This window comes from Stenotrophomonas sp. LARHCG68 (genome assembly GCF_052871705.1).
In genome coordinates this window covers 1-26,871 of record NZ_JBIXJV010000005.1, presented here as the reverse complement: position 1 = coordinate 26,871, position 26,871 = coordinate 1, and the positions used below count along the sequence as shown (strand labels likewise).

Annotated in this window: 25 protein-coding genes; 11 read left to right on the top strand and 14 right to left on the bottom strand. The window is 68.1% G+C overall.

What is annotated here, in order from left to right; translation table 11 throughout:
• The first annotated feature begins 55 nt into the window (after positions 1-55).
• Both ACIPR8_RS15550 and ACIPR8_RS15545 read left to right on the top strand, forming a co-directional pair.
• The gene (locus ACIPR8_RS15550) at positions 56-1,162 is read left to right on the top strand and encodes a sensor histidine kinase (RefSeq protein ID WP_446541589.1); all 1,107 of its coding nucleotides are present in this window, start codon (positions 56-58) and stop codon (positions 1,160-1,162) included.
• Positions 1,159-1,794: a response regulator transcription factor gene (locus ACIPR8_RS15545; protein WP_446541588.1), complete on the top strand. Its 636-nt coding sequence runs from the start codon at positions 1,159-1,161 to the stop codon at positions 1,792-1,794. The genes ACIPR8_RS15550 and ACIPR8_RS15545 overlap by 4 nt, the downstream gene beginning before the upstream one ends.
• Before the next feature lie 480 nt (positions 1,795-2,274).
• On the opposite strand, the gene dmeF is transcribed toward ACIPR8_RS15545, so the two are convergent.
• Positions 2,275-3,228, bottom strand: a complete 954-nt coding sequence (gene dmeF / locus ACIPR8_RS15540) for a CDF family Co(II)/Ni(II) efflux transporter DmeF (protein WP_446541712.1) — start codon at positions 3,226-3,228, stop codon at positions 2,275-2,277.
• A gap of 45 nt (positions 3,229-3,273) precedes the next feature.
• Between dmeF and ACIPR8_RS15535 the strand changes: the two genes are divergently transcribed.
• Complete coding sequence (locus ACIPR8_RS15535) at positions 3,274-3,546, top strand: metal/formaldehyde-sensitive transcriptional repressor (RefSeq protein WP_323438889.1); 273 nt, start codon at positions 3,274-3,276, stop codon at positions 3,544-3,546.
• A gap of 240 nt (positions 3,547-3,786) precedes the next feature.
• On the opposite strand, the gene ACIPR8_RS15530 is transcribed toward ACIPR8_RS15535, so the two are convergent.
• From ACIPR8_RS15530 to ACIPR8_RS15515, 4 genes are all read right to left on the bottom strand, one after another.
• Positions 3,787-5,361: a PepSY-associated TM helix domain-containing protein gene (locus ACIPR8_RS15530; RefSeq protein WP_446541587.1), complete on the bottom strand. Its 1,575-nt coding sequence runs from the start codon at positions 5,359-5,361 to the stop codon at positions 3,787-3,789.
• Positions 5,362-5,371: 10 nt separating this feature from the next.
• Complete coding sequence (locus ACIPR8_RS15525) at positions 5,372-5,674, bottom strand: hypothetical protein (protein ID WP_313254837.1); 303 nt, start codon at positions 5,672-5,674, stop codon at positions 5,372-5,374.
• Positions 5,671-5,958, bottom strand: coding sequence for a hypothetical protein (locus tag ACIPR8_RS15520; protein WP_446541586.1), 288 nt, complete (start codon positions 5,956-5,958; stop codon positions 5,671-5,673). The genes ACIPR8_RS15525 and ACIPR8_RS15520 overlap by 4 nt, the downstream gene beginning before the upstream one ends.
• 101 nt (positions 5,959-6,059) lie before the next feature.
• On the bottom strand, positions 6,060-8,279 hold the full coding sequence (locus tag ACIPR8_RS15515) for a TonB-dependent siderophore receptor (protein ID WP_446541585.1): 2,220 nt from the start codon (positions 8,277-8,279) through the stop codon (positions 6,060-6,062).
• 187 nt (positions 8,280-8,466) lie between these two features.
• Between ACIPR8_RS15515 and ACIPR8_RS15510 the strand changes: the two genes are divergently transcribed.
• From ACIPR8_RS15510 to ACIPR8_RS15495, 4 genes are read left to right on the top strand one after another with little or no spacing between them, the layout of a single operon-like run.
• Positions 8,467-9,141 (top strand): DUF3348 domain-containing protein, encoded by a 675-nt coding sequence (locus ACIPR8_RS15510; protein ID WP_446541584.1) that lies wholly within the window; start codon positions 8,467-8,469, stop codon positions 9,139-9,141.
• A gap of 10 nt (positions 9,142-9,151) precedes the next feature.
• On the top strand, positions 9,152-11,239 hold the full coding sequence (locus ACIPR8_RS15505) for a DUF802 domain-containing protein (RefSeq protein ID WP_446541583.1): 2,088 nt from the start codon (positions 9,152-9,154) through the stop codon (positions 11,237-11,239).
• A 5-nt stretch (positions 11,240-11,244) separates the two neighbouring features.
• The gene (locus ACIPR8_RS15500) at positions 11,245-11,892 is read left to right on the top strand and encodes an OmpA family protein (RefSeq protein WP_446541582.1); all 648 of its coding nucleotides are present in this window, start codon (positions 11,245-11,247) and stop codon (positions 11,890-11,892) included.
• Positions 11,882-12,526, top strand: coding sequence for a DUF2894 domain-containing protein (locus ACIPR8_RS15495; protein WP_446541581.1), 645 nt, complete (start codon positions 11,882-11,884; stop codon positions 12,524-12,526). Before ACIPR8_RS15500 ends, ACIPR8_RS15495 begins: the two co-directional genes overlap by 11 nt.
• Before the next feature lie 352 nt (positions 12,527-12,878).
• Here the strand turns inward: ACIPR8_RS15495 and ACIPR8_RS15490 are convergent, their stop codons facing one another.
• Positions 12,879-13,586 (bottom strand): pirin family protein, encoded by a 708-nt coding sequence (locus tag ACIPR8_RS15490; protein ID WP_192288362.1) that lies wholly within the window; start codon positions 13,584-13,586, stop codon positions 12,879-12,881.
• A 137-nt stretch (positions 13,587-13,723) separates the two neighbouring features.
• Between ACIPR8_RS15490 and ACIPR8_RS15485 the strand changes: the two genes are divergently transcribed.
• Complete coding sequence (locus ACIPR8_RS15485) at positions 13,724-14,644, top strand: LysR substrate-binding domain-containing protein (RefSeq protein WP_446541580.1); 921 nt, start codon at positions 13,724-13,726, stop codon at positions 14,642-14,644.
• Between the two features lie 12 nt (positions 14,645-14,656).
• On the opposite strand, the gene ACIPR8_RS15480 is transcribed toward ACIPR8_RS15485, so the two are convergent.
• The 8 genes from ACIPR8_RS15480 to ACIPR8_RS15445 form a co-directional block, all read right to left on the bottom strand.
• Complete coding sequence (locus ACIPR8_RS15480) at positions 14,657-15,823, bottom strand: GDSL-type esterase/lipase family protein (protein WP_446541579.1); 1,167 nt, start codon at positions 15,821-15,823, stop codon at positions 14,657-14,659.
• 175 nt (positions 15,824-15,998) lie between these two features.
• Entirely contained in the window at positions 15,999-16,637 is a 639-nt protein-coding gene (locus ACIPR8_RS15475; protein ID WP_192288365.1) for an RpiB/LacA/LacB family sugar-phosphate isomerase, read from the bottom strand.
• Between the two features lie 343 nt (positions 16,638-16,980).
• The gene (gene kduD, locus ACIPR8_RS15470) at positions 16,981-17,736 is read right to left on the bottom strand and encodes a 2-dehydro-3-deoxy-D-gluconate 5-dehydrogenase KduD (protein WP_132862285.1); all 756 of its coding nucleotides are present in this window, start codon (positions 17,734-17,736) and stop codon (positions 16,981-16,983) included.
• Positions 17,737-17,952: 216 nt separating this feature from the next.
• Positions 17,953-19,038, bottom strand: a complete 1,086-nt coding sequence (locus tag ACIPR8_RS15465) for a LacI family DNA-binding transcriptional regulator (protein ID WP_323438603.1) — start codon at positions 19,036-19,038, stop codon at positions 17,953-17,955.
• A 226-nt stretch (positions 19,039-19,264) separates the two neighbouring features.
• Positions 19,265-20,548 carry a TRAP transporter large permease gene (locus ACIPR8_RS15460; RefSeq protein ID WP_132862283.1) on the bottom strand — a complete coding sequence of 428 codons (1,284 nt, stop codon included), beginning with the start codon at positions 20,546-20,548 and terminating at the stop codon, positions 19,265-19,267.
• Positions 20,549-20,551: 3 nt separating this feature from the next.
• Positions 20,552-21,085, bottom strand: coding sequence for a TRAP transporter small permease (locus ACIPR8_RS15455; protein WP_192288366.1), 534 nt, complete (start codon positions 21,083-21,085; stop codon positions 20,552-20,554).
• A 13-nt stretch (positions 21,086-21,098) separates the two neighbouring features.
• Positions 21,099-22,103 carry a TRAP transporter substrate-binding protein gene (locus ACIPR8_RS15450; RefSeq protein WP_446541578.1) on the bottom strand — a complete coding sequence of 335 codons (1,005 nt, stop codon included), beginning with the start codon at positions 22,101-22,103 and terminating at the stop codon, positions 21,099-21,101.
• Positions 22,104-22,139: 36 nt separating this feature from the next.
• Positions 22,140-22,967, bottom strand: a complete 828-nt coding sequence (locus ACIPR8_RS15445; RefSeq protein ID WP_446541577.1) for a 2-keto-4-pentenoate hydratase — start codon at positions 22,965-22,967, stop codon at positions 22,140-22,142.
• A gap of 130 nt (positions 22,968-23,097) precedes the next feature.
• Here ACIPR8_RS15445 and ACIPR8_RS15440 point away from each other — a divergent pair, with 130 nt between their 5' ends.
• The 3 genes from ACIPR8_RS15440 (at position 23,098) to ACIPR8_RS15430 (ending at position 26,591) form a co-directional block, all read left to right on the top strand.
• Positions 23,098-24,102, top strand: coding sequence for an alpha/beta hydrolase (locus ACIPR8_RS15440; protein WP_446541576.1), 1,005 nt, complete (start codon positions 23,098-23,100; stop codon positions 24,100-24,102).
• Positions 24,103-24,166: 64 nt separating this feature from the next.
• Positions 24,167-25,774 carry a carboxylesterase/lipase family protein gene (locus ACIPR8_RS15435; RefSeq protein WP_446541575.1) on the top strand — a complete coding sequence of 536 codons (1,608 nt, stop codon included), beginning with the start codon at positions 24,167-24,169 and terminating at the stop codon, positions 25,772-25,774.
• A 217-nt stretch (positions 25,775-25,991) separates the two neighbouring features.
• Positions 25,992-26,591 carry a cysteine dioxygenase gene (locus ACIPR8_RS15430; protein WP_446541574.1) on the top strand — a complete coding sequence of 200 codons (600 nt, stop codon included), beginning with the start codon at positions 25,992-25,994 and terminating at the stop codon, positions 26,589-26,591.
• Positions 26,592-26,871: the final 280 nt, after the last annotated feature.

Sequence of the window (26,871 nt, the reverse complement as noted above, 5' to 3'; positions counted from 1 at the left end):
CACTTTCTGCATCCACCCCCTTGCCGCCGGCGCTGCGCGCCACCAGCATGCCGGCATGGAAATCGGCCCTCAGCCGCGCTGGCGCGGACTCCTCCACCCCCTCAACCTCGCCGGCCTGCTCACCTGGCTGGCGGTGGCCTTCACCCTGCGCTACGGCGAGGCCGCGCAGCTGCCGTGGCGCTGGGGCTGCGCGGCGGTGTTCCTTGCAGCCTTCCTGGTCGCCACCGTGCTGCCGCGCCGGACCTGGCAGCGCCCGGTGTTGCTGCTGGTTGAAGCGGTGAGCGCGCTGGCGCTGGTCCGGCTGGCCCACTACAGCGGCGTGGCGCCGGCCCTGCTGGTGATGCTGGCCGCGCAGATCGCCGCCACCTGGCCGCTGCGCATCACGCTGCTGCTCATCGCCGCGGTGAACGTGGGCATGTACCTGGTCCTGCGCGACGTGCACGCGCATGCCGGCGTGGTGGTGCTGATCTTCGCCGGCTTCCAGGCCTTCGCCATGCTGACCACCCACTACGCGCACAGCGCCGAGCAGGCACGCGACCGCCTGGCACTGGTCAACGCCGACCTGCTCGCCACCCGTGCCCTGCTCGCGGAAAGCTCGCGCGATGCCGAACGGCTGCGGCTCTCGCGCGAACTGCACGATGTGGCCGGCCACAAGCTCACTGCGTTGCGCCTGCAGCTGCGCGCGCTGGCCGGGCGCAGCGACGCGCCGGCCGAACTGGCCCTGTGCGAGCAGCTTTCGGCCGAACTGCTGGGGGACATCCGGGCGGTGGTGCATTCCCTGCGCGACGGCGGCCAGCTCGACATCGCCACCGCGCTGCATGCGCTGGCCGCACCGCTGCCGCGGCCCCGCCTGCACCTGGCGATGGACGAGGCGGTGCAGGTGAGCACCACCGCCAAGGCCGAAACCCTGCTGCGCTGCGTGCAGGAAGCGTTGACCAACAGCGCCCGCCATGGCGAAGCACAGGTCCTGCAGGTGACACTGCACCAACACGAAGGGAGATTGCTGCTGGACATGCACGACGATGGCAGGCTGCGCGGCCAACTGCGCGAAGGCAACGGACTGACCGGCATGCGCGAGCGCGTGGCGGAGCAGCACGGCACGCTGGAACTGCAACGCACCGCCACCGGCGCACTGCACATCCACGTGGAGTTGCCGGCATGAGCACCCACCCTCGCATCGCCCTGGTCGACGACCAGGCGCTGATCCGCGCCGGCCTGCGCGCCTTGCTGCAACAGCAGGGCGTGGAGATCGTGTTCGAGGCCGACAGCGGCCAGGCCCTGCTGGAGCAACTGCCGCACCAACCGGTGCAGCTGATCGTCTCGGACATCCGCATGCCCGGCATGGACGGCATCCAGGCACTGCAGGCACTGCGCGAGCGCGGCGACGCCACGCCCTGCCTGTTCCTGACCACCTTCGATGAAAGCGACCTGCTGCTGCGCGCCACCGACGCCGGCGCACAGGGCTTCCTGCTCAAGGACGCCGCGCCGGAGGACCTGCGCCAGGCCATCGACCGCATCATCGCCGGCACCACCCTGCTGCAGCCGGTCAGCACCGACCCGGTGCGGCAGCGCTACCGCTATCACGCCGATGACGCGCCGAAGGAGCTGTTCAGCCAGAAGGAAGTGGCGGTACTGCGGTTGATGGCCGGCGGCTACAGCAACCGCGAGATCGCCGGCAGCCTGTTCCTGGCCGAGGGCACGGTGAAGAACTACGTCTCGACCATCCTGGACAAGCTGGACACCCGCGACCGTACGCGGGCAGTGCTGAAAGCCATCACGCTGCGGATCATCTGAGGCGCACGCATGACCGCCCCCTCCCTTGCATAGCGGGGAGGGCTGGGGAGGGGTGCCTTTCACGATGCACGCAATCACCGCTCCAACAGCAACCCCTCCCCAACCCTCCCCTTTGCTCCGCAAAAGGGAGGGAGCAAAAGCGCCAGCTCCGCAACCTGCACGCACACGCAGAACCGCCCCCTCCCTTGCGCAGCAGGGGAGAGCCGGGGAGGGGTGCCTTTCACGACGCACCCAATCACCGCGCCAACAGCAACCCTTCCCAAACCCTCCCCTTTGCTCCGCAAAAGGGAGGGGGCAAAAGCGCCAGCTCCGCAACCTGCACGCACACGCAGAACCGCCCCCTCCCTTGCGCAGCAGGGGAGGGTCGGGGAGGGGTGCCTTTCACGACAGACCCAATCACCACGTCAACCGCGCGCCCTCCCCCCAACCCTCCACCGTTGCTCCGCAAAGAAAGGGAGAGAGCAACAGCAGCCGCCGCACCTAGCCGGCGCTGCGCACTTCCACCGTCACGTGCACGATCTCCTCATGGATCGACAGCGCGCGGTGGAACACATCCGCACCGACACCCGGCGCGGTCACCACTTCCATCGCGCAGGAAAAGCGCCCACGACCCACCTGCCAGACATGCAGGTCGCTGATGCGCGCCGGTACGTCGCCCTGCTCCACCGCTTCGCGGATCTCGGCCACCACCGGTGCATCCATCTCCGCATCCAGCAGTACGCGGCCGGTCTGGCGGATCAGTCCCCAGGCCCAGACCGATACCAGCACCGCGCCAACGATGCCCATCAGCGGGTCCAGCCAGGACGCGTTGAAGTACAGCCCACCCAGCAGGGCGATGATCGCCAGTACCGAGGTGGCCGCATCGGCCAGCACGTGCAGGTAGGCCGAGCGCTGGTTCAGGTCATGATGGTGGTGGTGATGGTCGTGTCCGTGATGGTGACCGTGGCCATGACCGTGGCCATGATGATGGTGCGCGTGCTGGTCGCGCAGCCACCACGCGCACAGCAGGTTCACCGCCAGGCCCACCACCGCGATCGCGATGGCCTGCTGGTAGTGGATGGGGCTGGGCTTGAACATCCGCGCGATCGACTCGAACGCCATGATCCCGGCCACGCCCAGCAGCAGGATCGCGCTGGTGTAGCCAGCCAGGATCTCGATCTTCCAGGTACCGAAGGCGAAGCGCGGGTCGTCCCGGTACCGCCGCGCGCAGGCATAGGCGAAAGCGGCCAGCCCCAATGCCAAGGCATGCGAGCTCATGTGCCAACCGTCGGCCAGTACCGCCATCGAGTTGAACCACCAGCCACCGGCGATCTCCACCACCATCATCACGACGGTCAGGGCCATGGCCCGGCGCGTGTTCTTCTCCGCCATCGGGTTGCCGTCGCTGAAGGCGTGGCTGTGCTGGCGGGACTGGGCAAGGGTTTCAAGGTTCATCATGGCGGCCTTCTCATATACCCCATAGGGTATACGATCCCGACCATGGCACATATCCAACGTGACAGGAAGAAGCTGCTCGCCCGGGTCCGCCGCATCGCCGGCCAGGTGGCCGCGCTGGAACAGGCGCTGGAAGCCGGCGACGACTGCGACGCCGTGCTGGTGCAGATCGCCGCCGCCAAGGGCGCGATGCACGGGCTGATGATGGAAGTGATGGCCGGTCACCTGAACGACCATGTCGTCGCCGAGAAGGACCCGGCCAAGCGCGCCAGCGAAGCCGAGGTGCTGCTGGACCTGCTCAAGCGCCACGCCAGGTGAGAAAAGGCACGCTGCAGGTGCGGCCTTGGCCGCGAAACACGTCGCGCTTCAGGTTGCTGCGGAGCATGCAACCGCATTGATCCCTTTGTCGGCGTTGGCCGACGCATCACCAGCTTCGCAGCCAAGGCCGCTCCGACAGAAAATCCGCACGCCTTTCGCGCTGCCGGGCGCTGGCGGTAGTGCCGAGCCATGCTCGGCAGGCGCCGTCCCGGCCCAACCACAGCGCAGCATGGCGGCGCTCTACACGGGGTTGGGGCTGGTCTGCGCCCAGATGCTGTCGGTATGGCCCTGCTGCAAGCGCAGGCGCGTGCGCCGGGCGATGTACAACAGCACCGGCACCGACAACAGCGCAGTCACGTCCACCGGCCAGCTGCCGGCATGGCTCCATGCACCGCCGATGCCCCACACGCCGGCCAGGCTCGACAGCGGTATGGCCAGCGTGAACACCGCGCTGGCCCACAGCAGTTCCACCGCACCGCGTGATGCGCCGCGCAGGAACGCCCAACCGATCGCGGCCACGAACACCGCGTAGTAGATACCGGTGTGCCACGCCTTCAGATCCGCCACCAACGCGGGCAACCATTTGGTTGCGGCGAGGCTGGCGGAGATGCCGGCCACGCAACCCAATGACACGCCCACCGTCAGGCAGCCCAGCACCCAGCCCGATAGTTTCTGCGCGGGTGTCTCCGGCCCCTTGCGCTTGCGTCGCCGCGATTCCACCCACAGCAGGTTGCCGGTGTAGAACAGCGCCGCGCCGGCCAGGCCCATCAGCACGTACAACCAGCGCACCGGATTTCCGCCGAAGCTGCCGAAATGCAGCATGAAGAACGCATTGACCGATTCGTCCCAGCCATCCATGTGGCCGGGCAGGTCATGCGGATCGACCTGCCCGCTGTACGGGTCCAGGTGCGTGCTGGCGTACAGCCGTGCGCGCGTGCCGTGGCGCACGTCCAGCCCGGTTACCGTCGCCTCGACATACCCGTCCTTACGCTGGAACCCAAAGCCCTGCACGTCGAAACCGGGCAACTGCACTTCCACCCGACGCAGCAGCTCGGCCGCCGGCAGCACGCGCGCACCGGTGGGCGCGTCGTCGTGTGCCTGGTTCCACTCGATGCCGCCTGGGTACACCACCGCGCCCTGCGCGCCGTAGAACGGGTCATGGAAGGCGAACACCACGCTGGTCAGCGCGATCACCAGGTGGAACGGCAGGCTGAACAAGCCCAGCGCGTTGTGCGCGTCCAGCCACATGCGCTTGATGTTCTTGCCGATGCGCAGCGCGAACACATCCTTGGTCAACGTCGGCAGCAGCACGATCAGGCCCGACACCAGCGCCACGGCATAGGCCAATGCCACCGCACCCATGACGGGCCGTGCGATCGCATCGGGGAACGGCAGGCCGACCAGCTGGTGCAGGGTATCCACCAGCTGCGCCACCGGCGCCTTGCGTGTCTGCTCCACCTGCAGGCTGCCGTCGGCGCCGAAACTCGCCCCGTACTCCTTGAACTGGCGACGCCCCCCGGCACGTTCCTGCCAGTACACCCGCGCCGGCTGGTCGGCACCGGGCTTGACCGAAATGAAGTAGCGCGCCGCAGCCTGGGGATGTTCGGCCAGCACCGCCTCAACCAGCGCATCGGCGCGCTCCAGCGACGGCGCGGCGGCCAATGTGGAAGGCGGCGTGGCCCAGCGCTCCAGCGGCTTCTCGAACATCGTGACCGAGCCCGCGTAGAAGGCGATGAACAGCATCAGCCCGCAGACGATGCCGATCCAGATGTGGACGTCCTTGTAGACCTTGATGATGTCGCTGCGGATCTTCATGCCTGCATCCTCACGCCATCACCCAACGCGCCAGCGCCAACATCCCGAACGTGGTCATATTGGCCGCGCCCAGCCACAACCAGGCACGCAGGCTGTCGCGGAACAGATGGACGAAGCACAGCACCGCCGCCCAGATCGGTGCCATCAGCCACATGGTGAACTGGTTCTTGCCGCCGCCGGCGCCAATGCCGTCCGGTCCCAGCCAGGCGAACAGGCCGGACAACGCCAGTGCCAGGCCGAAGCCCAGCACCACGCCGGCACAGGTCTTGCCGAACCAATGACGGCTCTCCAGCCGCGCACGTGCTTCGCTCATGCGGACCTCCGCGCGCGTACGCGGGCGCGCCACGCGCCCAGAAATGGTGCGGTCGACCACACCAGCGTCAGCAGCACCAACCACGCCGATATCGCTTCAAGCGGCGCCATCAACTGCCACATCGCCAGCAACGAGACGAGCGCAAGCACGCTGCCCGGCCACCACGCATGCCGCGTTGGCCACGGCCCGGCAGCGCGCAGTTGCTGTTGTGGCGAGGCGACGTACAGCAGCATCGCCGCAGCGCTACCGGCAACGGTCGCCAGGAGTGCCAGCAGCAGGTTCATGGTGTGGCACCACGCGGTTCGAGGAAGGCGTTCATTCGGTCTGGCTCATGGCGGGACAATGAAGGCGCCCACCGGGGCCTGCCCGATGGACGCATGCTGCATCACCAGCTGAAACGCGCGGTGGCGGTGACGGTGCGGCCGGTGCCGTAGTAGCAGGAAGACACGCCACCGCAGGTCGAGACAAAGCGCTTGTCGGCCAGGTTGCTGACGTTGAGTGCGAACTGCGTGCCCACCGCGCCGTGTTGCCCCACGTCGTAACGGATGGCCGCATCCCACAGCGTGTACCCCGGGATCAGGTACAGGTTGGCGCTGTCGCCATGGCTTTCGCCGTTGTAGCGCACGCCTGCGGCCAGGCTCAGCCCTTCCAGGCCACCGGCCTGGAATGTGTAGTCCGCCCACAGCGCGGCGGTCCAGTCCGGCACCATCGCCAGCTGCTTGCCGATGTAGCCGTTGTTGCTCTTGGTGACTTCCGAATCCATCCAGCTGGCGGCACCGATCACGCTGAAGCCTTCCAGCGGGGTGATGCGGCCCTCCAGTTCGACGCCGCGCACGCGGCCTTCGCCATCCTGCACCTGGCACTGGCTGTTGCCGGCGGTGCCGCAGGTGTTGTGCGTGAGGTCCGGGTCATTGGTGAGGATGTTCTGCTGGCGCAGGTCGTAGGCCGAGAACGTCAACAGGCCATCGAAGGACGCCGGCTGGTACTTGATGCCCGCTTCCCACTGTTTGCCGGTCACCGGGTCGAACGCCGACAGCGTGTAGCTCATGTTGGTGTTGCTGCCCGAGGGCTGGAACGACTCGGCGTAGCTGAGGTACGGGGTCAGCCCGTTGTCAGCCACGTACAGCACGCCGAGGTTGCCGCTGAAGGCTTCTTCCTCGCCGCGGGTCGGAATACGGGCACCGTAACGATTGTTGGCCACGGTGTAGCTGCGGGTCCAGGTGTCGTCACGGGTCCAGTCATAGCGGCCGCCAAAGGTCAGCCGCCACTGGTCCAACGCAACTTGATCCTGCACGTACACACCGGTCTGCCGGTTGATGCCACCGGAGTAGCTGATGCTGGTGGTGACCGGCACGTAGTTCGTATAGACCGGGTTGAAGATGTCGATGTCGCGCGGGTTGACCATCGCGCCACGCGCACCGGTCCAGTCGGCCTTCTGCCAGTCCACGCCGATCAGCAACGTGTGCTCGGCCGCGCCGGTGCTGAACTTGCCGGTGATGCGCGTATCCACCGTATCGCCCTTGGAGTCACCTTCGCCCCAGGTGGCACGCCGCTTCTGGGTGCGCCCATCGGCGTTGAGGCCGCCATTGGTCACCACGGTGCGGAACAGCGATTGGACATCGGTATGGCGCGCGCTCTGGCTCAGCGTCCAGTTGCCGTTGAAGCTGTGCTCGAACAGATAGCCGGCGGTCCAGAGGGTGCGGTCATAGGTGTTCCAGCCGGGCTCGCCGATGAAGGTGGTGTTCTTCATGTGGCCGTAAGGCGTGGCCACCAGCGTGCCGTCCATCGGCAGGAACTGGTAGGTCGAACCGCCGTCATCCTTCTGGTACAGGCCGAGCAGGGTCAGGCGCGTGCGTTCGGCGATCTGGAAGGTGTAGCTCGGGGCCAGGAACCCGTGCTTCTGCTCGGTGTGGTCGATCTGGGTCTGGCCATCGCGGTACAGGCCGACCAGGCGCAGCAGGTGGCGGTTGTCGTCACTGCCGGCGCCCACGTCGAAGGCGGTGTTGTACTGGCCGTTGCCGTCGATGCCCAGGCGCAGTACCTGCTGCGGGTCCGGCGTCGGCGTCTTGCTGACCTGGTTGACCATGCCCCCCGGAGCCACCTGCCCGTACATCACCGCCGACGGGCCCTTGAGCACTTCCACCCGCTCCAGGTTCCAGCTGTCGACCATGGTGCGGTTCCACTGGCTGCCCTGCGGCGCGCGCATGCCGTCAATGGTGACGTTGTTGGACCAGCTGCCGGCATCGAAGCCACGGATGCGGAAGTCATCGACGCGGTTGTCGATGCCGCTGCTCTCCAGGGTCACGCCGGCCACGTAGCGCATGGCCTCGTTGAGGTTCTGCACGCCACGGGCGTCCAGCTCCTCGCGGGCGATCACCGAGACCGACTGCGCGGTCTCGGCCACCGCGGTATCGGTCTTGGTCGCGCTGGAAGCATGCGAGGTGGTGCGGTAGGCGTTGACGTGGACGGCATCGAGCGTCCGCGCCGGGTCCGCGGCTTCGGCCAGCTCGGGACCGGCGGCAAGGGCGGTGACGGGGGAAAGGGCCATGGCGACGGCCATGGACAGCAGCGCCGGACGGGCGGCACGGAAACGAGGGAGGGACACGGCATCAACCTGCGGTGGGGCGAGGATTGGCTGACTGCGCGCGGCAGCGGCTGATGGAGCGACATTGTACGAACAAGAATCATTCTCAACAATGATCCAGATCAATCCAGCCGCCAACCGCCTGAATACCACTGGCCGGGCGAAGTCACGCCCGCCATGTAAAATGCTGATTTTTTAGTCAGGACCCATGGCGAAAGCTTCCCAACGGGCGCCCGTGCTGGGCCCGGCGTTCATTCGCCTGCTGGCCCGCTTCAAGGACGATGCCACCTCGCCTACGGCGCCGGACGTGTCGGCGCGGCTGGCCACGTGGTTTGACTGGAACCGCGCCATCACCCTGTCCCGCGCCCTGGACAACCCGCCTGCACCCGCACCGGACGGCGCCACCTTCGACCAGGACCACGACGCCGACTGCACCCGCGTGCGGGACCGTCTGCTCCAGGCCATCCATGCCGAGATCGCACCGGTCGCGCCCGTCGATGCCGACGCGCCCGACCCGTACGCGCCCTACCGGCAGCATTACCAGGCCCAGCAGCGCGCCATGCAGACCGCCACCGGCAACCTGCGTGGCCGGCTGCGCGACATGCTGGCCCGGCAGTCCCCGGCCAAGGCCCGCCTGGCCGAGGTCGACGCAGTGATGGAAGCCACCCTCAGCCCGCGAGAACACACCCTGCTTTCCCATGTGCCGGCCCTGCTCGGCCTGCACTACCAGCGGCTGCATGACAGCGCCGCCAGCGCCGATGCCCAGGCATCGGCCACCACCACGGCCCTCTTCCTCCAGGACCTGCGCACCGCGCTGCTGGCGGAACTGGAGGTCCGTTTCCACCCCATCGAAGGCCTGCTTGCAGCGCTCCGCACCCGGTAACCCGCTCCCTATGTCCAGAAACCTCGTCGCAATCGTCGTCTTCCTCGTGGGCCTGCTGGCCGTGTGCTGGATCGGTGTCGGCTATGCAGGCACGCACCCGCTGGCCGCGGTGGTCGCCGCGGTCATCGCCGCCTGCTACCTGGCCGGCGCGTATGAGCTGTTCCGCTACCGCCAGGCCACCACCACGCTGGTGCAGGCACTGCCGGCCATCGCCGACGGCGCGGACAACCTGGACGGCTGGCTGTCGCGGCTGGCCCCCAGCCTGCGCAACGCGGTGCGCCTGCGCGTGCAGGGCGAACGCGTCGGCCTGCCGGCCCCGGCCCTGACCCCGTACCTGGTCGGCCTGCTGGTGCTGCTGGGCATGCTCGGCACCCTGCTCGGCATGATGGCCACGCTGCGCGGCACCGGCCTGGCGCTGGAAAGCGCCACCGACCTGGACGCCATCCGCAGCTCGCTGGCCGCTCCGGTCAAGGGCCTGGGCTTCGCCTTCGGCACCTCGATCGCCGGCGTCGCCAGCTCGGCCGCGCTGGGCCTGTTGTCGGCGCTGTTCCGCCGTGAGCGCGCCCAGGCCGTGCAGGAACTGGATGCCGGCATCGCCGCCCAGCTGCAGGTGCATTCGCCGGCCTTCCAGCGCAATGAAACCTTCCGCCTGCTGCAGGAGCAGAACGCGCTGATGCCGGCCCTGGTCGATCGCCTGCAGGCGATGATGGGCAGCCTGGAACACCAGCAGCACGGCAACAACGAACGCCTGCAGGCCAACCAGCAGGCGTTCCACGAGCGCACCGAGGCCGCGTACTCGCAGCTGGCCGCCTCGCTGCAGGCCGCCATGCAGGACGGCATCCGCCACCAGGCCAACGCGGTGGGCACGGCCCTGCAACCGGTGGTCGACGCCACCATGCAGGGGCTGGCCGAACGCTCCAACGCCCTGCATGCGGCCATCGACGATGCGGTGCAGAAACAGCTCGACGGCCTCAACACCGTGGTCCGCGAGGCCGCCGCCGGCGCCAGCGACAGCTGGAAGACCGCACTGGCCGAACAGCAACGCGCCAACGCCGCGCTGACCGGCGAACTGCAGCAGGCCCTGCAGCAGTTCAGCACCGGCTTCGACCAGCGCGCGAGCGCCCTGGTCGACGGCGTCGCCACTCGCATGGAAGACAACACCCGGCGCACCGCCGATGCCTGGACCGCCGCACTCACCCTGCAGCACGGCACCCACGATGCCCTGGCCCAACGCAACGAGCAGGCGCTGCTCGCCGCTTCGGACAGTTTCCAGGGCCACGCCCGTTCGCTGGTCGACGCGCTGCGCCAGTCGCACGACGAACTGCAGGCCGCCTTCGCCGCACGCGATGAACAACGCCTGGGCAACTGGTCGCAGGCCCTGTCGGCGATGGTCGAACGGCTGGACCAGAGCTGGACGCACAACGGCGCGCAGGTCGCCGCCCGCCAGCAGCAGATCTGCGACACGCTGGCACAGACCGCGCAGGCCATGGGCGAGCAGTCGCAGGCGCATGCGCGCGACACCCTGGCCGAGATCTCGCGGCTGGTGCAGACCGCTTCCGAAGCGCCGCGCGCGGCCGCCGAGGTGGTCGCCGAGCTGCGCCAGAAGCTGTCCGACAGCATGGTCCGCGACACCGCGATGCTGGAGGAACGCGGCCGCCTGCTGTCCACGCTGGAAACCCTGCTCGACGCGGTCAACCACGCCTCCACCGAACAGCGCAGCGCCGTCGATGCCCTGGTCAGCACCTCGGCCGACCTGCTGGAGCGCGTCGGCAGCCGCTTCAGCGCGCAGCTGGAAGACCAGACCACCCGCCTGGACGGCGCCGCGGCCCAGGTCACCACCAGCGCGGTGGAAATGGCCAGCCTGGGCGATGCGTTCGGCACCGCCGTGCAGTTGTTCGGCCAGTCCAACGAGGCGCTCAGCCAGCGCCTGCAGCTGATCGAGACCGCGCTGGACAAGTCGCTGGCACGCAGCGACGAACAGTTGGCCTACTACGTCGCCCAGGCGCGCGAGGTCATCGACCTGAGCATGCTCTCGCAGAAGCAGATCATCGGTGAGCTGCAACAGCTGGCCGAAGCCCGCGACGGCAGCGGGGCCTGAGTGGCATGAGCGACGAGATCGAGTTCGACGCCGAATCCACTGCCACCACCTGGGCCGCGTTCGGCGACCTGATGTCGGTGCTGCTGGGTGCATTCGTGCTGATCCTGGCCAGCGTCATCGGCATCCAGCTGCTGCTGCACAACCGCCTGGACGAGGAAGTGAAGCAGCGCCAGGCGCAGACCGCCAAGCTCAAGACGCTGGAGCAGGCACTGGCCGCGCCGATGGCCGCCGGCCGCATCACCGTCATCGACGGCCGCATCGGCATCAGCGGCAGCGTGCTGTTCGCGCTCAACTCCGACCAGCTGCAACCGGAAGGCCGCGAACTGCTGCAGAGCATCGCCGGCCCGCTGCGTGAGTACCTGCACGCACGCGAGGAGATCCTGATGGTCAGCGGCTTCACCGACAACCAGCCGGTGCGCGTGGCCAATGCCCGCTTCGCCGACAACCTGGAGCTGTCGGCCGCGCGCGCGCTCACCGTCACCCGCACCCTGATCGCCGATGGCGTGCCGTCGGCGTCGGTGTTCGCCGCGGCCTTCGGTGCCGAGCAGCCGGTCAGCCCCAACGACGACGAAGCCGGGCGTGCGAAGAACCGCCGCGTCGAGATCGCACCGATTCCGCGGCCGCACACCGAAGGCAAGGCCGATGCCCGCTGATCCGGCGGTGCACGCACGGCTGGATGCGTGGCGCACCCAGGGCGCCGACCGCATCGATCCGCTGCGCTTTGGCCTGATCGAAGCACTTGCCCGCCGTGCCGGTGCCTACGACGGCGCGGTCCGCACGCAGCTGGAAGCGCGCCTGTCGCAGCTGCTCGACGACTACGCCGGGATCGTGCAGCGGCACGTACCGGACACGGCCGCCGGCGAGGACGCACCCAGCCCGCTGCGGCAGCTGATCACGCTGCTGACCACCGAGCCGCTGCAGTACCAGCTGCCGTTGAATGCGGCCGGCCGCACCGAGGCGGCGGCCGAGGACACCGGCGACGGCACCGCGCTGCCGGTACTGGACGAGTTCCAGCAGCTGTGGGGCCGCATCCGCATCGAGAGCCTGCTGCGGCAATGCCTGGATGCCCTGCCCGAAGACGCCGGCCCGCTGCATTCCAGCGTGCTCACCTACCGTGCCATGGCATTGATGCAGGAGATTTCGCCGGACTACCTGCAGCACTTCATCGCCTATGTCGACGTGCTTACCTGGATGGAGCCGCTCAGCGGCAACGACACCGCGCCCGAGCCCAGCCGCAGCGCCAGCAAGCGCAAGGCCGCCCCGCGAAAGAAGAAACCGGCGCCGTAGGCCGCGATTTCGCCCCGGCAGGCGCCACGCACGCCTCCCCTGTGCGCATGAATGCGCACAGGGGGCCGAATACTGTGGACCGGTTGGCGTTTCACCACGCCGTCTACACATCAGGGATGAAAGGCTGCACGTGACGGCTCGCCCGTCACGTCATCCCCCCGATGACGCCCTCTTGGTTGCAGAGCCCAATCTGCAACGAACCGGCCGCTGGCCCTGCCAGTGCGGGACGCCCGAAAGGCTCGTCGTGAACCGGTGTTTCGTCGCCTCCCCTGCTCCGGACCCGCCCGCATGACGGCCAGACGCCGCTGCCACGGCCTTGCGGTCGCGGCAACGGCGGGTCCTTGAAACCGGCTTACAGCGCGGCGGTATCGACCAGCACCAGCTCCGAATCCTCCAGCGCGCGGATGGTGATGCTGTCCTCGCCGGTGATGGCGGCGCCGTCACGGGCATCGAGCGGCACGCCGTTCACTTCCACCTTGCCGGTGTTGGGCACCAGGTAGCCGTGGCGGCTGGCGTCGCTGAAGCGGTACTCGGTGCTTTCACCGGCCTTGAGCGTGGCACCGGACACCCGCGCATTGGCACGGATCGGCAACGCGTCGTCGTCGCCTTCGATGCCGCTGGCCAGCGTCACGAAGCGGCCGCTGCGCTCGCCCTTCGGGAACGGCTTGGTGCCCCACGACGGCTTGCCACCGCGCTCATCCGGGAAGATCCAGATCTGGAAGATGCGGGTGATGCCCGGCTCCAGGTTGTACTCGGCGTGGCGGATGCCGCTGCCGGCACTCATCACCTGCACGTCGCCGGCCTCGGTGCGGCCCTTGTTGCCCTGGTCGTCCTGGTGGCTGATGGCACCCTCGCGCACGTAGGTGATGATCTCCATCTCGGCGTGCGGGTGCGGCGGGAAGCCGGTGCCGGGCTGGATGGTGTCGTCATTCCAGACCCGCATCGCACCCCAGTTCACGCGCTTGGGGTCGTGGTACTCGGCGAAGGAAAAATGATGCTTGGCATCGAGCCAACCATGATTGGCTCCACCAAGGCTGGCAAACGGGCGACGTTCAATCATGGCGTTCTCCTGGGAAACAGTGGTTTGTCGATGGGCGCCAGTCTAGGCCTGCCCCGTAATGCAGAGAATAGAAACAATGGAAATTCATGCTTTCCATTTCTGCGATACTGCGCGCAACGCCCTGCCCTGGATGCCCGATGAGCCGCCTGCCTGATCTTGAAGCCTGGGCCATCTTCGCCAAGGTGGCCGAAGCCGGCTCCTTCGCCCGTGCCGCCGAGGAGCTGTCGCTGTCGCAGGCCACCGTCTCCAAGGCCATCACCCGGCTGGAGGCGCGCGTGGGCACGGCCCTGCTGCACCGCACCTCGCGCCGGGTCTCGCTGACCGACGCCGGCCAGGGCGCGCTGGAGCGCGCCGTGCGCATCCTCGATGAGGGCGAGGCCATCGAATCGGAGGTCGCCGAGCGCTCCACCGCCCTGCGCGGCTTGATCCGCGTCGCCGCACCGATGTCCTTCGGCGTGGCCCGGCTGGCCCCCTTGTTGCCGGCGTTCATGCAGGCCCATCCGGACGTGGAGCTGGACCTGCAGCTCAGCGACGACATGGTCGATATGGTCGCCGAACGCTTCGACATGGCCCTGCGCATCACCAACCTGGCCGATTCCAGCCTGCGCGCGCGGCGCCTGTGCCAGGTCCGCATCCTGCTGGTGGGCGCACCGGCCTACTTCGCCGCGCATGGCCGGCCCCGGCATCCGCGCGACCTCGCCCGGCACCGGGGCTTCCAGTACAGCTACACCCGCGGCGGCAACACCTGGCGCTTCCGCCACGCACGCCACGGCGAGTTCGCGCAGACCGTGCCGCGCCCGCTGCAGGCCAACAACGCCGAAGTATTCGCCCCCGCGTTGCATGCCGGTCTTGGGCTGGCGCTGCAGCCGGAATTCCTGGTCTGGGAAGACCTGCGCGCGGGGCGGCTGGAAACGGCGCTGGACGACTGGAAGGTCGAACCGTTGGCGCTGAGCATCGTCACCCCGCCGGGCCTGCGCCGGCCCGCACGCGTGCAGGCACTGATCGACTACCTGGCGCAACGCCTGGAAAAGGAGCCATGGGCCCTCCAGGCGACCTGATGCCCGCGGGGGCTACCGGGTCGTCGGATACGCCAGCATCACCACCAGGTCCTCGTCGCCGGTCTGCTGCAGGGCATGCGTGCTGCCACTGCGGGTAAGCAGCGCGTGGCCGGGGCCCACTTCGTACTGCTGGCCGTCAAGCACGTACAGGCCACGCCCGCTGACGATGTAGTAGATCTCGTCCTTGTGCTGCGGGTGCAGGCCGATGCCTGCGCCCCTGTGCAGCACGCGCTTGCGCAGCACGAACGGCAGGTCGCCGACCTCGGCGAAGAAGGAGTACGCGGTGGTCGGGCCGGCGCCGCCATGCGGCCCGGGCTGGGTGCGGGCAATGTCCTGCTCGCGGATCACCCGCGAGCCGTGCGCATCGACCGCTGCTTTGGCCGGAGCCACGGGCGCGGCGACGGCTGCCGTCGTGGCGGCGGGCGCTGGCGGTGCACTGATCGCGCCGCAATCGATGTCGCGTTGCAGCCCCTCCCGCATCCGCGGCTGCAGCTCGACCCAGCCACGCATCACCAGGCAGGCCACCGCGGTCGCGCCGGCGCTGCTGAAGTGGGTGCCGTCCGCCTTGCCCTGCGCCGGCACGAACATGAAGTAGGGCCTGGCCCCCTGCTCGCCCAGTGCGCGGATCCACGCCATCGAGCGGGCATTGAGATCGATCAGCGCCACCTGCCGCTCGCGCGCCACCCGCTGCATGGCCTGGGTATAGCGACCATGCGTGTCCAGCAGCGCGCCGAAGTCGTACAGCAACCGTGCCGCCGGCGTGACCAGGATCGGCGTGGCCCCCTTCTCCCGCGCCACGGCGATGTAGCGCTCGAGGAACATCACGTAGTCGCCGTCCGGCGCGGTGTAGCGGCTGGGGTCCTCGAACTTGGCATCGTTGTGGCCGAACTGGATCAGCAGCACATCACCGGGGCGCAAGGCATGGCCGATCGCGTCCAGCCGTCCTTCGGCGATGAAGCTGCGCGTGCTGCGCCCACCCACCGCATGGTTGTGCACCTGCCATCGCGCCGGATCCAGCCAGCCCTGCAGCATCTGCCCCCACCCCGCCTGCGGCGCACGCGCCGGGCCATAGCTGGCCGCGGTGGAATCACCCGCGATGAAGACCGCATGCGGCCCATCCCCGGCAACCGCGTTGCCCGCCATGCACAGCAGGAGCAAGCAGGAAGAAATGAGCTTCATCAAAGCGACGCCTCCGACCGCCTGGCGGCCATGTAGGAGCGCCCTCGGGCGCGAAGCCGGCCCCTGATCCGGAGCCGGCAACCTCACTGCGGTTCCACGCCCGCAACCGGTAACAACAAGGGCGCCGCCCGGCGCCCTTGTCCGCCCGCAAGGGCATTACCGCGACACCAGGCGCTTACTTGCCCAGCACGCCCTTCACGTAGGCCACGATGTCCGCGTCCTGGGCGTTGTCGAAGAACGCCTTCTGGAAGCGCTCGCCGCCCACGGCCTGCTTCACCAGCTCCTGGTCGATGGCCTTCAGGCCTTCGACGAAGTCCTTCGACGCGCCCTGCTTCACCTGCGCCAGGATGCCGGCATTGGCCATCTGCGATTCCTTGCGCTCGGCCGGGTAGCCCTGGCCGCGCTCACCGGCGAACGCCTTCTCGAAGATGAAGCGGATGTTGATCTCCGCGCCCCAGCCGTAGCCCTTGGCGAACGGCAGCGCCAGCGCGTTGCCGTTGTTGACCTGGGCGAACAGGAACGCATCGGTCGGCTCGATGCAGTAGCCGCAGTACACGCCCGGCCAGGCATTGAGCGACATCATCGCGCCCTGCCCGGTGCCGCAGCCGGCGACCACGAAGTCCACGGCCTTGGCGTTGAGCAGCAGCGCGGCGCAGATGCCCAGGTGGATGTAGGTCAGGCGGTGGTCGTTGTCACCGTCCATGCCCACGTTGAACACGTCATGGCCCTGTGCGGCGGCCACGGTGTTGAGCTGTTCCAGCACCACCGGATTCTTGGCGGCCTGGCTGAATTCCTGCATCAACGCGATCTTCATTGCATGACTCTCTTGTATGGGAAACGTTGTTGTTGATGAGTTGAAAGCCAGAGCAGGGGCTTCCCTCATCCGCCCCTTCGGGGCACCTTCTCCCGCACGCGGGAGAAGGGAAATCCGTGCAGCTCGCCATTGCTGCCTGGGCTGTCGCTTCGGCTTTGGCTTCGGCTAATGCAGTTGCTTTGGCTTTGGCTTTGGCTTCGGCTTCGGCTATCGCAGTTGCTTCGGCTATTGCTCTCCCCTCTCCCGCCTGCGGGAGAGGGGTAGGGGTGAGGGCGCTTCCAGCTTTTCAGCGTTTGACGCCTTGGCTCTGGCCTTCCAGCCGTCACCTCATCACCTTCAACCCTCAGCGCGCCAACCAGCCACCATCGACCGGGATGATCGCGCCGTTGACGTAATCCGACGCACTGGACGCCAGGAACACCGCGGTGCCACCCAGGTCTTCCGGCTTGCCCCAGCGGCCGGCCGGGATGCGGTCCAGGATGGCCTTGTTGCGGTCTTCGTCGGCACGCAGCTGCGCGGTGTTGTCGGTGGCCATGTAGCCCGGCGCGATCGCATTGATGGTCACGCCCTTGCCTGCCCACTCATTGGCCAGCAAGCGGGTGATGCCGGCAATGCCGCTCTTGGAGGCGGTGTAGGACGGCACCCGGATGCCACCCTGGAAGGACAGCATCGAGGCGATGTTGATGATCTTGCCGCTGCCCTGGGCGATGAAGTGCTTGCCCGCAGCCTGGCTCATGAAGAACGCCGACTTGATGTTCACGTTCATCACGTCGTCCCAGTCCTTCTCGCTGAACTCCACCGCGTCGGCGCGGCGGATCAGCCCGGCGTTGTTGACCAGGATGTCCAGGCCACCCAGCCCGGCCACGGTCTCGGCGACCACCCGCTCAACCGGCTCGATGCTGATCAGGTTGGCCTCGATGTTGAGGAAACGGCGGCCCAGCGCGCGCACCTTCCCGGCGGTCTCCTCGGCCGGGACGATGCCGGCACCGGCGATGTCGGCACCGGCGGCGGCCAGCGCCAGCGCGATGCCCTGGCCCAGGCCGGTATTGGCACCGGTTACCAGTGCGACCTTGCCTTCGAGACTGAATGGATTCGTCATGGTGTTCCTCTCCCTGAGCGGTGGTTCGTGGGTTGCTGCCGGCAGCGTGGCCGGAGGGGTTGCGGTGGCTGCGTTTGGCGCCTGCCGCGGCGGGGTCCGGCCGGCCCGGGAGCACGGCTCCAGGGCGGGTTCGGGACGATTCTAGCGGTTATGGAAACCGGTGTCATTTTGCGCCGCAAGAATAAGCGTTTTCCTTTTGGAACAATTACTTGGGGGTCAGTCCTGCGGTGGCTGGCAGGAATCGCGCACGACCAGGTGCGGGCGCACGCTGGCCAACGGCAGGGCACTCTTGCCCTCGGGCTGGATCAGCATCGCCGCGGCGGTGCGCCCGGTATCGCGGGTATTGCGCCGCACCGAGGTCAACGACGGCCACAGCCGCGAGGCCAGCGGGCTGTCGTCATACCCCACTACCGACAGCTCGCGCGGGATGTTGATGCCCGCACGCATGGCCACCTTGTACACACCGGCGGCCATTTCGTCGTTGCCGGTGAAGATGGCGGTCGGCCGCTGCTTGCCCAGCAGCAGCTTCTCGGCCGCGGCCACGCCCGACTCGAAGGTGTAGCCGGCCTCGATGATGCGCGCCGGCGGCAGCTCGATGCCCCGGTTCTGCAACGCCTCGATGAAGCCGGCGGTGCGCTCGTGCGCGGAGCGGTAGGCGGTCGGCCCGGTGATCAGCGCGATGTCACGGTGGCCCAGCGACAGCAGGTAGTCGGCGGCCTCGGCGGCGCCGTCGCGGTCGTGGGTGATCACCATCTGCGAGGTGTCATCCAGCGGCAACGCGGCGATGCGGGTGAAGCGGCAGCCGATCTCGTCGAGCATGTCGGCCAGCGCCTGGTCTTCGGAGGCACGCGGCACCAGGATCACCCCGTGCAGCTTCTGCTGCTGCACGAAGCGCTTCACCCCCTCGATGTAGCCGGGGCTGCGCGTGTCGCAGGGGTGCACCACCAGCTCGAAGCTGGAGCCACGCAGCGCGTCCAGCGCGCCGTTCTGCATGTCCACCACGTACTGCGCGGTGGGGTTGTCGTAGACCATGCCGATCAGGAACGAACGCCGGAACGCCAGGCCACGGGCCAACGGGTCGGGCGCGTAGCCCACCTCACGCATCAATGCCTCGACCTTCTCGCGGGTGTCTTTGCGCACCAGCGGCGAGTTGTTGATGATCCGCGACACCGTCTTCTTGGAGACACCGGACAGGCGTGCGATGTCGTTGATCGTGGCGGGTCGGCCCAGGTTGTGGGCCGGGGCGTCGACGTCGGTCTTCTTGCGCAAGGCGAGGTCCTTGAAACCGTTCAATGCAGTCATTCTATCGGGCCGCGCTCGTTCCAGAGCGCGGGCGTGGGCGTTGCGGGAAGGCACCCCGGTGTTGCCGGCGGCAGGCTCATGGCCTGCACCGATGCCCGTTTGATCCCCGCCACATTGTGAGGGCAGTCGCGGCGCGCCATCTGAACGGGGCGCGCCGCCGTGCTGTACCCAACCGGGGGCGACATGCCTCCGGCAGCCACCGCCGGCGGGCACCTGGCCGGCGGCATCAACTACGCAGCAGCGCCGGCAGCCACAACGACATCTCCGGGAAGAACGTCACCGCCAGCAGCACGCCCAGGCCGGCCAGCCAGAACGGCCAGATGGTCTTCATGCTCTCACCGACGGTGATCTTGCCGATCGCCGTGCCGATGAACAGTACCGAGCCCACCGGCGGCGTCACCAGGCCCAGGCCACCGGTCAGCACCAGCACCAGGCCGAAGTGGATCGGGTCGATGCCGTAGGCCTTGGCCACCGGCAGGAAGATCGGCGTGCAGATCAGGATCATCGGGGCCAGGTCCATGAAGGTGCCCAGCAACAGCAGCATCACCACGATCATCAGCAGCACCATGTACTTGCTGTGCGCGAAGGACTGCAGGAACTCCACCGCCGCCGCCGGCACCTGCAGGTAGGCCAGCAACCAGCCGAACACCGCCGCGGTGGCGATCACGAACAGGATCACGCCGGTGCTGCGCGCGGCATGCACCACGGTGGCCATGAACTCCTTCCAGCGCAGCTGGCGGTACAGCACGGTGGTCACCAGCAGCGCGTACACCACCGCGATCGCCGCCGACTCCACCGCGGTGAAGATGCCGGCGCGGATGCCGAAGAAGATCAGGCCGACCAGGCCCAGGCCCGGCAGCGCCGCGACCAGCCGCAGCAGTACCGCGCGCATGCCCGGGAAGGCTTCCACGCCGTAGCCGCGACGGCGCGCCACCACGTAGCCGGTCACCATCAGCACCACCGTCATCAGCAATGCCGGCACGATGCCCGCGGCGAACAGGTCGGCGATGGACAGACCACCACCGGCCGCGGCCGAGAACAGGATCAGGTTGTGCGACGGTGGCACCAGCAGCGCCACCAGCGCCGCGGTGATGCTGACGTTGACCGCGAAGTCGCGGTCGTAGCCACGCTTGACCATCTGCGGGATCATCGTGCCGCCCACCGCCGAGACGTCGGCGATCGCCGAGCCCGACACGCCACCGAAGAACAGCGAGGACAGGATCGACACCTGGCCCAGGCCGCCGCGCATGCGCCCGACCAGCGACGAGGCCAGCGAGATCAGGCGCTCGGAGATGCCACCGCGCATCATGATTTCACCGGCGAAGATGAACAGTGGAATGGCGATCAGCGAGGCCGAGCCGGTGCCGGCGGAGATCTGCTGCACCAGCACGATGCTGGGCAGGTCCAGGTACAACAGGGTGGCCAGTGCCGCGGCGGCCAGCGCATAGGCGACCGGCACGCCGATCAGCAGCAGCACGCCGAACACGGCGAAGAGGATTGCGATACCCATGGCTCAACGGTCTCCTTCAGCGGTGCCGGCACTGCCCGCGCCGGCCTGCAATGCCTGCGCCATCCGGTTCAATGCGAACACCGCCATCAGCGCGCCACCGATGCTCAACGGCAGGTAGTTCACGCTCTGCGGCAGGTTGGCGCCAGCGGTCTTGATGTGCAGGCCGTCCAGCCACAGCACCCAGCCCCACCAGGCGATGAAGCCGCCGATGACGGCGATGATCAGCGGCACCAGTGCATCGATCACGCGCTTGATCGCCGGGTTGATGTAGTCGGCCAGCAGGAAGAAGCCGAAGTGGCGGTTGGTATACACGCCGGCCGCCGCGCCCAGGCTCATCGCCGTGCTCAGCAACAGCAGCGTCACCGGCTCGGTCCAGCTGGGCGAATCATTGATCACGTAGCGGGCGAAGACCTGCCAGCCCTGCACCACCACCAGCCCGAGCAGGGCCAGCACGGCGATATGGATGACGACGTCGGCCAGCCGTTCCAGCACGCGCTGGACGCCCGTCGTCACCGTGGTTTCGTTGGTATCAGACATCGTGGCGCGGTCCTCAGGCGAAGTCGCGGATGCGACGGTGCAGCGCGGCGATGTCCGCCTGCTTCAGGTAGTCGCGCAGCAGCGGTGCCGCCGCTTCGCGGAAGGCCGGCATGTCCACCGCATTGGCTTTCACGCCGTAGGCCAGCACCGCTTCGCGCGCCTTGTCCTCGGAGGCATCCCACTCCCTGCGCATCACCTGCACCGACTGCCGCGCCAGCTCCAGCAGCAGTTGCCGGTCGGCCGGGGACAGCGCCTCCAGGCTGCGGCGCGACATCAGCAGGATGTCCGGCGCATACGAATGTTGGCTCTCGGACCAGTAGTGCGCCGCCTCGAAATGGCGGCTGGAGTGGAAGCTGCGCATGTTGTTCTCGGCGCCGTCGATCATGTGCGTCTCCATGCCGGAGAACGTGTCGCCCAGCGACATCGGCGTCGGGTTCGCCCCGAACATGCGCATCAGCTGCAGGAAGATGTCCGAGCTGGCTACGCGCAGCTTCAACCCGTGCAGGTCGCCGGGTTCGACGATCGGGTGCTTGGTGTTGTAGAAGCTGCGTGCACCGGAGTCATAGACCGCCAGGCCGACCAGCCCGCGGCTCTCGAAGCCGCGCAGCACCGCATCGCCGATGCCACCGTCCAGCGCACGCCGCATGTGCTGCACCGAGTCGAACGCGTACGGCAGACACAGGGCCTGGGTCAGCGGGAAGGCATTGTTCAACGCGCCGGAGTACACGCGGGTGATGTCGATGGCACCGAAGCGGGCCATGTCGATCGCCTCGGACTCGCGGCCGAGCTGGCCGGAGTGGTACTGGTTCAGGCGCAGCCGGCCGCCGGTCTGCTGCTCCAGCTGCTGGCCGATCCACTTCACCGCCGTGACGGTCGGATAGTCGGCCACGTGCACGTCGCTGGCGGTCAGCACCTGCCCGCCTCCCGGCGCGCCCTTGCCACCCGCGCCGCAGGCGGCCAGCATCGGCGCGGCCAGCGCGCCCAGGCTGGTAGTGAGAAAACCTCGTCGAGTAACCATTGCGCCCTCCCGCGCGTGATGGATGGTGCCGCGGTATCACCCGGCGGGTACGGCCCTGCACGAAATCTCGCCGCAACCGGCGAAGCGGATCAATGCCTGCTGGCCCACGCCGATGTCATGGATGCCGGTGGCATTGCCGGTGGCGATCAGCTCGCCCTTCCTCAACGGCCGGCCACGCTTGGCCGAACGCGACAGCGCGAAGGCGTAGGCCGCGCGCAGGCCACCGGGCAGGTGGGTGGCGCCACCGGTACCGACCACCGTGCCATCGATCAGGGTTTCCGCGCGCAGGTCCGGTTCGTCACGCCGGGTCCAGTCCGGAATCTCCGCGCCGAGCACCAGCCCGTTGTTGTTGCCGAAGTCGGACACCACCACGCGCGGCCCCAGGATATTGATCGTCGCCAGCGGGCTGCTGGCCACTTCCACGCCGATGAACAGACGGGCTGGCAGCGCCTCGGCCTCTTCCGGGGTCCAGTCGAGCTTGTCCGCCGGCGCGTCGGCCTCCAGCTGCAGCACGTACTCGGCCTCCACCGCGGCAAAGCCGCCGGCGGCCGAAAACACCGGGATATCCACGATGGCACCGGTAGCATTCCAGAGATTGCGCTGGAAAATCGGGCCCAGCAGACGCTCGTCGCCGGAGCCATCACGGCGCTCGGCCGCGATGTAGCCCACCTTCCAGCCCACCACCACGTCGTCCCAGCGACCGATGGCCAGGTCCTGCACGCGGTAGGCAGTCACCAGATCATCCGGGATCGTGCCGGGAAAATCCGGAAGCGAACGTCCCTGGCGGCGGGCTTCCACAAAACTGCGGGCAATGTCGTCCAGCCCGGTATCCGACGGGTGCTGACTGCCTGGGTCGTTGCTCAAGTGACTCTCCTGATGTCTTTGTTGCACTGCCAATCGACAGTTGCCTGGTTGGCTGTATAAGGTAAACCGGTGTCATCTGACAATGTGCAGTGCACCAGAAGCGACGATCCCCTGCCATGCCGGATCCAACATGCTCCCACACACAATACGTAATCTTCTGTATTTACTGGCTTTTTATCTTTTCATGCTGACCGCCCCGCTATTCGCCCAGAGCACGCCGGATGGCGAGCCGGCCGTGGGTTCGACCGACCGCATCGCGCTGTGGCCGGATGGATTGGCACCGGGGGACAAGCCATTGCCCTCGCCGCGTCGCATCGTCGAACGCAGCGCCGACCCTGCCCTGCCGGACCGCTACATCGACCACGTCAGCACGCCCTATCTGGTCGTCCACCGCCCGGCACGGCCCAATGGCGACGCGCTGCTGGTCATCCCCGGCGGCGGCTACCAGCGTGTCGTGCTCGACAAGGAAGGCACCGCGCTGGTGCCGGCCTTCACCGAGCAAGGCGGCACCACCTTGTTCGTGCTGCGCTACCGCCTGCCAGGCGAGGGCCGTGCGGACCGCGAAGCCGCGCTGGCCGACGCGCAGCGTGCACTGCGGCTGATCCGTCACCGGGCTGGCGAGTGGGGGATCCGCCCGCACCGCATCGGCGTGATGGGCTTCTCCGCCGGCGGTCACCTCGCCGCACGACTGGGCACCGGCTTCGATGCATCCGTCTATCCGCCCACCGACGCCATCGATGGGGAGAGCGCGCGCCCGGACTACCAGCTGCTGGTCTATCCGGTCATCGACATGCACGGCCCCGACACGCATGCCGGTTCGCGCCAGCGCCTGCTCGGCGATACCCCGTCCCCTGAGCTGCTGCAGCGCTACTCGATGCAGACCCGGGTACGCGCGGACACGCCGCCGACCTTCCTGTTGCACGCCGGCGATGACGATGTGGTCCCCGTCGGCAACAGCCTGCTGTTCTACCAGGCGCTGCGCACGGCCGGTGTCACCACCGAGCTGCACCTGTTCCCGCACGGCGGCCACGGCTTCGGTGTCCGCGGCACCGCCGGCCTGACCAGCGCGGCCTGGCCACGCCTGGCGCTGGACTGGATCACCTCGCTCCCCCCGCCATCCCGCACCGCCCCCTGAATCCCTCTCCGATGGAGAGAGGGGTTGGGGTGGGGCCGTCATCTCCCTCCATCGCCCGCCGACCATGACCCAGCCACCCAGCAATCCCCATCGTCGCCAGTTCCTCCAGCACGCCGGCCTGCTCACCGCCGGCATCGGTTTGGCCACCGCTCACACCGCCGGCTGGGCGCACACCGGCCATGCGCCCATCGCCCGCACGCGCAGCGGCCGCATTGCGGGCCAGACCGAAGGCGGCATCCATGTCTTCCGTGGCATTCCCTACGGTGCCGACACTGCTCCACGCCGGTTCCAGCCAGCCCTGCAGGAGTCGGCCTGGAACGGCATCCGCGATGCACTGGCCCGTGGCCCGGCCGCCCCGCAGGCCGGCAATGAGGGCCCGGGGAGCGAAGACTGTCTTTACCTCAATGTCTGGACCCCGGCCCTGCACGATGGCGGCAAGCGCCCGGTGCTGTTCTATATCCACGGCGGCGCCTACAACAACGGCTCCGGCAGCGACCCGCTGTATGACGGCGGCAACCTGTGCCGGCGTGGCGACGTGGTGGTGGTCACCGTCAACCATCGCCTCAACCTGTTCGGCTATCTGCACCTGGCCCAGCTCGGCGGCCCTGCCCTGGCCGACTCCGGCAATGTCGGCCAGCTCGACCTGCTCCAGGCCCTGCACTGGGTCCGCCAGCATGCGGCCGAGTTCGGTGGCGACGCGGACAATGTCACCGTGTTCGGCCAGTCCGGCGGCGGCGCCAAGATCGCCACCCTGATGGCCATGCCGGCGGCCAACGGGCTGTTCCATCGTGCCTGGACGATGAGCGGACAACAGGTCACCGCCGCCGGCCCACGCGCCGCCACCCAACGTGCGCGGTTGGTCCTGGAGCATTTCAAGCTCGGCGATGCCGACGCACTGCGCCAGCTGCCGATGCAGCAGCTGCTGGAAGCGGTGAAACTCCGCGATCCCTCGCGCGTGGAGAGCACCGGCCTGTACGTCGGCCCGGTGGTGGACGCACGCAACCTGCCTGTACACCCGTTCTGGCCGCAGGCACCGGCGCAGTCGGCCGCCATTCCCATGGTCATTGGCAACACCCACGACGAAACCCGCGCCTTCCTCGGCAATGACCCGGCCAACCACACGCTGAGCTGGGAAGCGCTCCCGGCCAGGTTGGAAGCCCAGCAATACGTCGACCTGCTGCCGACGGTCGTCATCGCCGAATACCGCCGCCTGTATCCGCACTACACGCCGTCGGAGATATTCTTCGCCGCCACCACCGCCGGCCGCTCCTGGCGCGGTGCGATCGAGGAGCTCGAAGCCCGCGCCCGCCAGGGCGCCCCCACCTGGGCCTATCAACTGGACTGGTACGACCGCGGTGGCGACGCCGCGCACCTGCGCGCCTTCCACACCCTCGACATCCCGCTGGTGTTCCACAACCTGCAGCAGCCCGGCGCGCGCACCGGCAGCGGCCTGGAGGCCCAGCGCGTCGCCGACACGATGAGCGACGCCCTGCTTGCCTTCGCCCGTCACGGCGATCCCAACCACCCCGGCCTGCCGCACTGGGAGCCCTACGCCCTCGACCGCCGCCAGACCCTGCAGTTCGACGCCAACAGCCACCTCGGCGACGACCCGCGCGGCGGCGAGCGCAGACTCTACGCGCAAGCCCCGTTCATCCAGCGCGGCACATTCTGACGCCCCGAATCCTGACGCCCTCGAATCCCTGCCAACCACCGGCGAACCCCATCCCCTCTCCCGCAAGCGGGAGAGGGTGCCCGAAGGGCGGGTGAGGGCGCCTTTGCCTCGCTCTTCATCAAGCGCCCGACCACGAACAGCGCACCCAACCGCATCCGCTGCCGCCCGATAACCCACTGACAACGGAATCTTTACCGCCCTCGCCTAGACTGCGGGCATGACGTTGGATACTTCGCACTACCCCGATTTTCCCGGCCGTCAGCATCTGCTCGATGGCATCGACGCCGCCCTGCAGGCCGGAAACACGTCTGCAACCGTCATCCAGGTGCAGCGCGTGCTGGAACGGGCCATCAACGATCCCCGCATCAGCCTGCCGCCCGTCATCCACAATCCGATCAACGATCACTACGCCCGCCGCGAGCTTTATCGCAGCCCGAGGCATGGCTACAGCATCATCGCCATGACCTGGGGCCCGGGACAGGGCACACCACTGCACGATCACGACGGCCTGTGGTGCGTCGAAGGTGTCTGGCGCGGCGACCTGGACATCACCCCGTACCAGCTCATCGAGCACCAGCAAGAGCGGTTCCGCTTCAGTCCCCGCCGATGCCTGCGCGGCACCCGCGGCAGCGCCGGCAACCTGATCCCGCCCGACGAATTCCACACCCTGCGCAACGCCAGCAGCGACGCCATCGCCGTCTCGGTCCACGTCTATCAACGCGCCATGGATCGCAGCCACGTTTTCGAAGCCATCGCCGGTAAACCCGGCTGGTACCACCGCCAAGCCCGCGCGCTCTCCCTCGACGCCTCCCCATAGACGCGCCCACCGGGATCACCCGCGGTCCATCGCCCATGGGTAGGAGCGCCCTCGGGCGCGAAGCCCTCAGTCCCGCACTCCCCGGCCAAGCCCGCCTCAGGCATCACCGGATCACCGGCATTCCCCCCCTGAACGATCTCCGGCATGGCGCCTGCGGGCGCACCTCCCGGGCGCACGCCCACCGACGATGTTTCGGGCAAAGAAAAAGCCCGCTGCGGCGGCAGCGGGCTTTTGGGTTTAAAACCTGGCGATGACCTACTCTCGCACGGCTTGAGCCGCA

Bases quoted from the DNA above. Each gene is read 5' to 3' on its own strand.
- ACIPR8_RS15465 (WP_323438603.1), bottom strand. From the start codon at position 19,038: ATGACTGCATTGAACGGTTTCAAGGACCTCGCCTTGCGCAAGAAGACC.
- ACIPR8_RS15480 (WP_446541579.1), bottom strand. From the start codon at position 15,823: ATGAAGCTCATTTCTTCCTGCTTGCTCCTGCTGTGCATGGCGGGCAAC.
- ACIPR8_RS15440 (WP_446541576.1), top strand. From the start codon at position 23,098: ATGCTCCCACACACAATACGTAATCTTCTGTATTTACTGGCTTTTTAT.
- ACIPR8_RS15455 (WP_192288366.1), bottom strand. From the start codon at position 21,085: ATGTCTGATACCAACGAAACCACGGTGACGACGGGCGTCCAGCGCGTG.
- ACIPR8_RS15435 (WP_446541575.1), top strand. From the start codon at position 24,167: ATGACCCAGCCACCCAGCAATCCCCATCGTCGCCAGTTCCTCCAGCAC.
- ACIPR8_RS15535 (WP_323438889.1), top strand. From the start codon at position 3,274: ATGGCACATATCCAACGTGACAGGAAGAAGCTGCTCGCCCGGGTCCGC.
- ACIPR8_RS15530 (WP_446541587.1), bottom strand. From the start codon at position 5,361: ATGAAGATCCGCAGCGACATCATCAAGGTCTACAAGGACGTCCACATC.
- kduD (WP_132862285.1), bottom strand. From the start codon at position 17,736: ATGACGAATCCATTCAGTCTCGAAGGCAAGGTCGCACTGGTAACCGGT.
- ACIPR8_RS15475 (WP_192288365.1), bottom strand. From the start codon at position 16,637: ATGAAGATCGCGTTGATGCAGGAATTCAGCCAGGCCGCCAAGAATCCG.
- ACIPR8_RS15430 (WP_446541574.1), top strand. From the start codon at position 25,992: ATGACGTTGGATACTTCGCACTACCCCGATTTTCCCGGCCGTCAGCAT.
- ACIPR8_RS15450 (WP_446541578.1), bottom strand. From the start codon at position 22,103: ATGGTTACTCGACGAGGTTTTCTCACTACCAGCCTGGGCGCGCTGGCC.
- ACIPR8_RS15505 (WP_446541583.1), top strand. From the start codon at position 9,152: ATGTCCAGAAACCTCGTCGCAATCGTCGTCTTCCTCGTGGGCCTGCTG.
- ACIPR8_RS15545 (WP_446541588.1), top strand. From the start codon at position 1,159: ATGAGCACCCACCCTCGCATCGCCCTGGTCGACGACCAGGCGCTGATC.
- ACIPR8_RS15510 (WP_446541584.1), top strand. From the start codon at position 8,467: ATGGCGAAAGCTTCCCAACGGGCGCCCGTGCTGGGCCCGGCGTTCATT.
- dmeF (WP_446541712.1), bottom strand. From the start codon at position 3,228: ATGAACCTTGAAACCCTTGCCCAGTCCCGCCAGCACAGCCACGCCTTC.
- ACIPR8_RS15490 (WP_192288362.1), bottom strand. From the start codon at position 13,586: ATGATTGAACGTCGCCCGTTTGCCAGCCTTGGTGGAGCCAATCATGGT.
- ACIPR8_RS15485 (WP_446541580.1), top strand. From the start codon at position 13,724: ATGAGCCGCCTGCCTGATCTTGAAGCCTGGGCCATCTTCGCCAAGGTG.
- ACIPR8_RS15460 (WP_132862283.1), bottom strand. From the start codon at position 20,548: ATGGGTATCGCAATCCTCTTCGCCGTGTTCGGCGTGCTGCTGCTGATC.
- ACIPR8_RS15495 (WP_446541581.1), top strand. From the start codon at position 11,882: ATGCCCGCTGATCCGGCGGTGCACGCACGGCTGGATGCGTGGCGCACC.
- ACIPR8_RS15500 (WP_446541582.1), top strand. From the start codon at position 11,245: ATGAGCGACGAGATCGAGTTCGACGCCGAATCCACTGCCACCACCTGG.
- ACIPR8_RS15550 (WP_446541589.1), top strand. From the start codon at position 56: ATGGAAATCGGCCCTCAGCCGCGCTGGCGCGGACTCCTCCACCCCCTC.
- ACIPR8_RS15520 (WP_446541586.1), bottom strand. From the start codon at position 5,958: ATGAACCTGCTGCTGGCACTCCTGGCGACCGTTGCCGGTAGCGCTGCG.
- ACIPR8_RS15525 (WP_313254837.1), bottom strand. From the start codon at position 5,674: ATGAGCGAAGCACGTGCGCGGCTGGAGAGCCGTCATTGGTTCGGCAAG.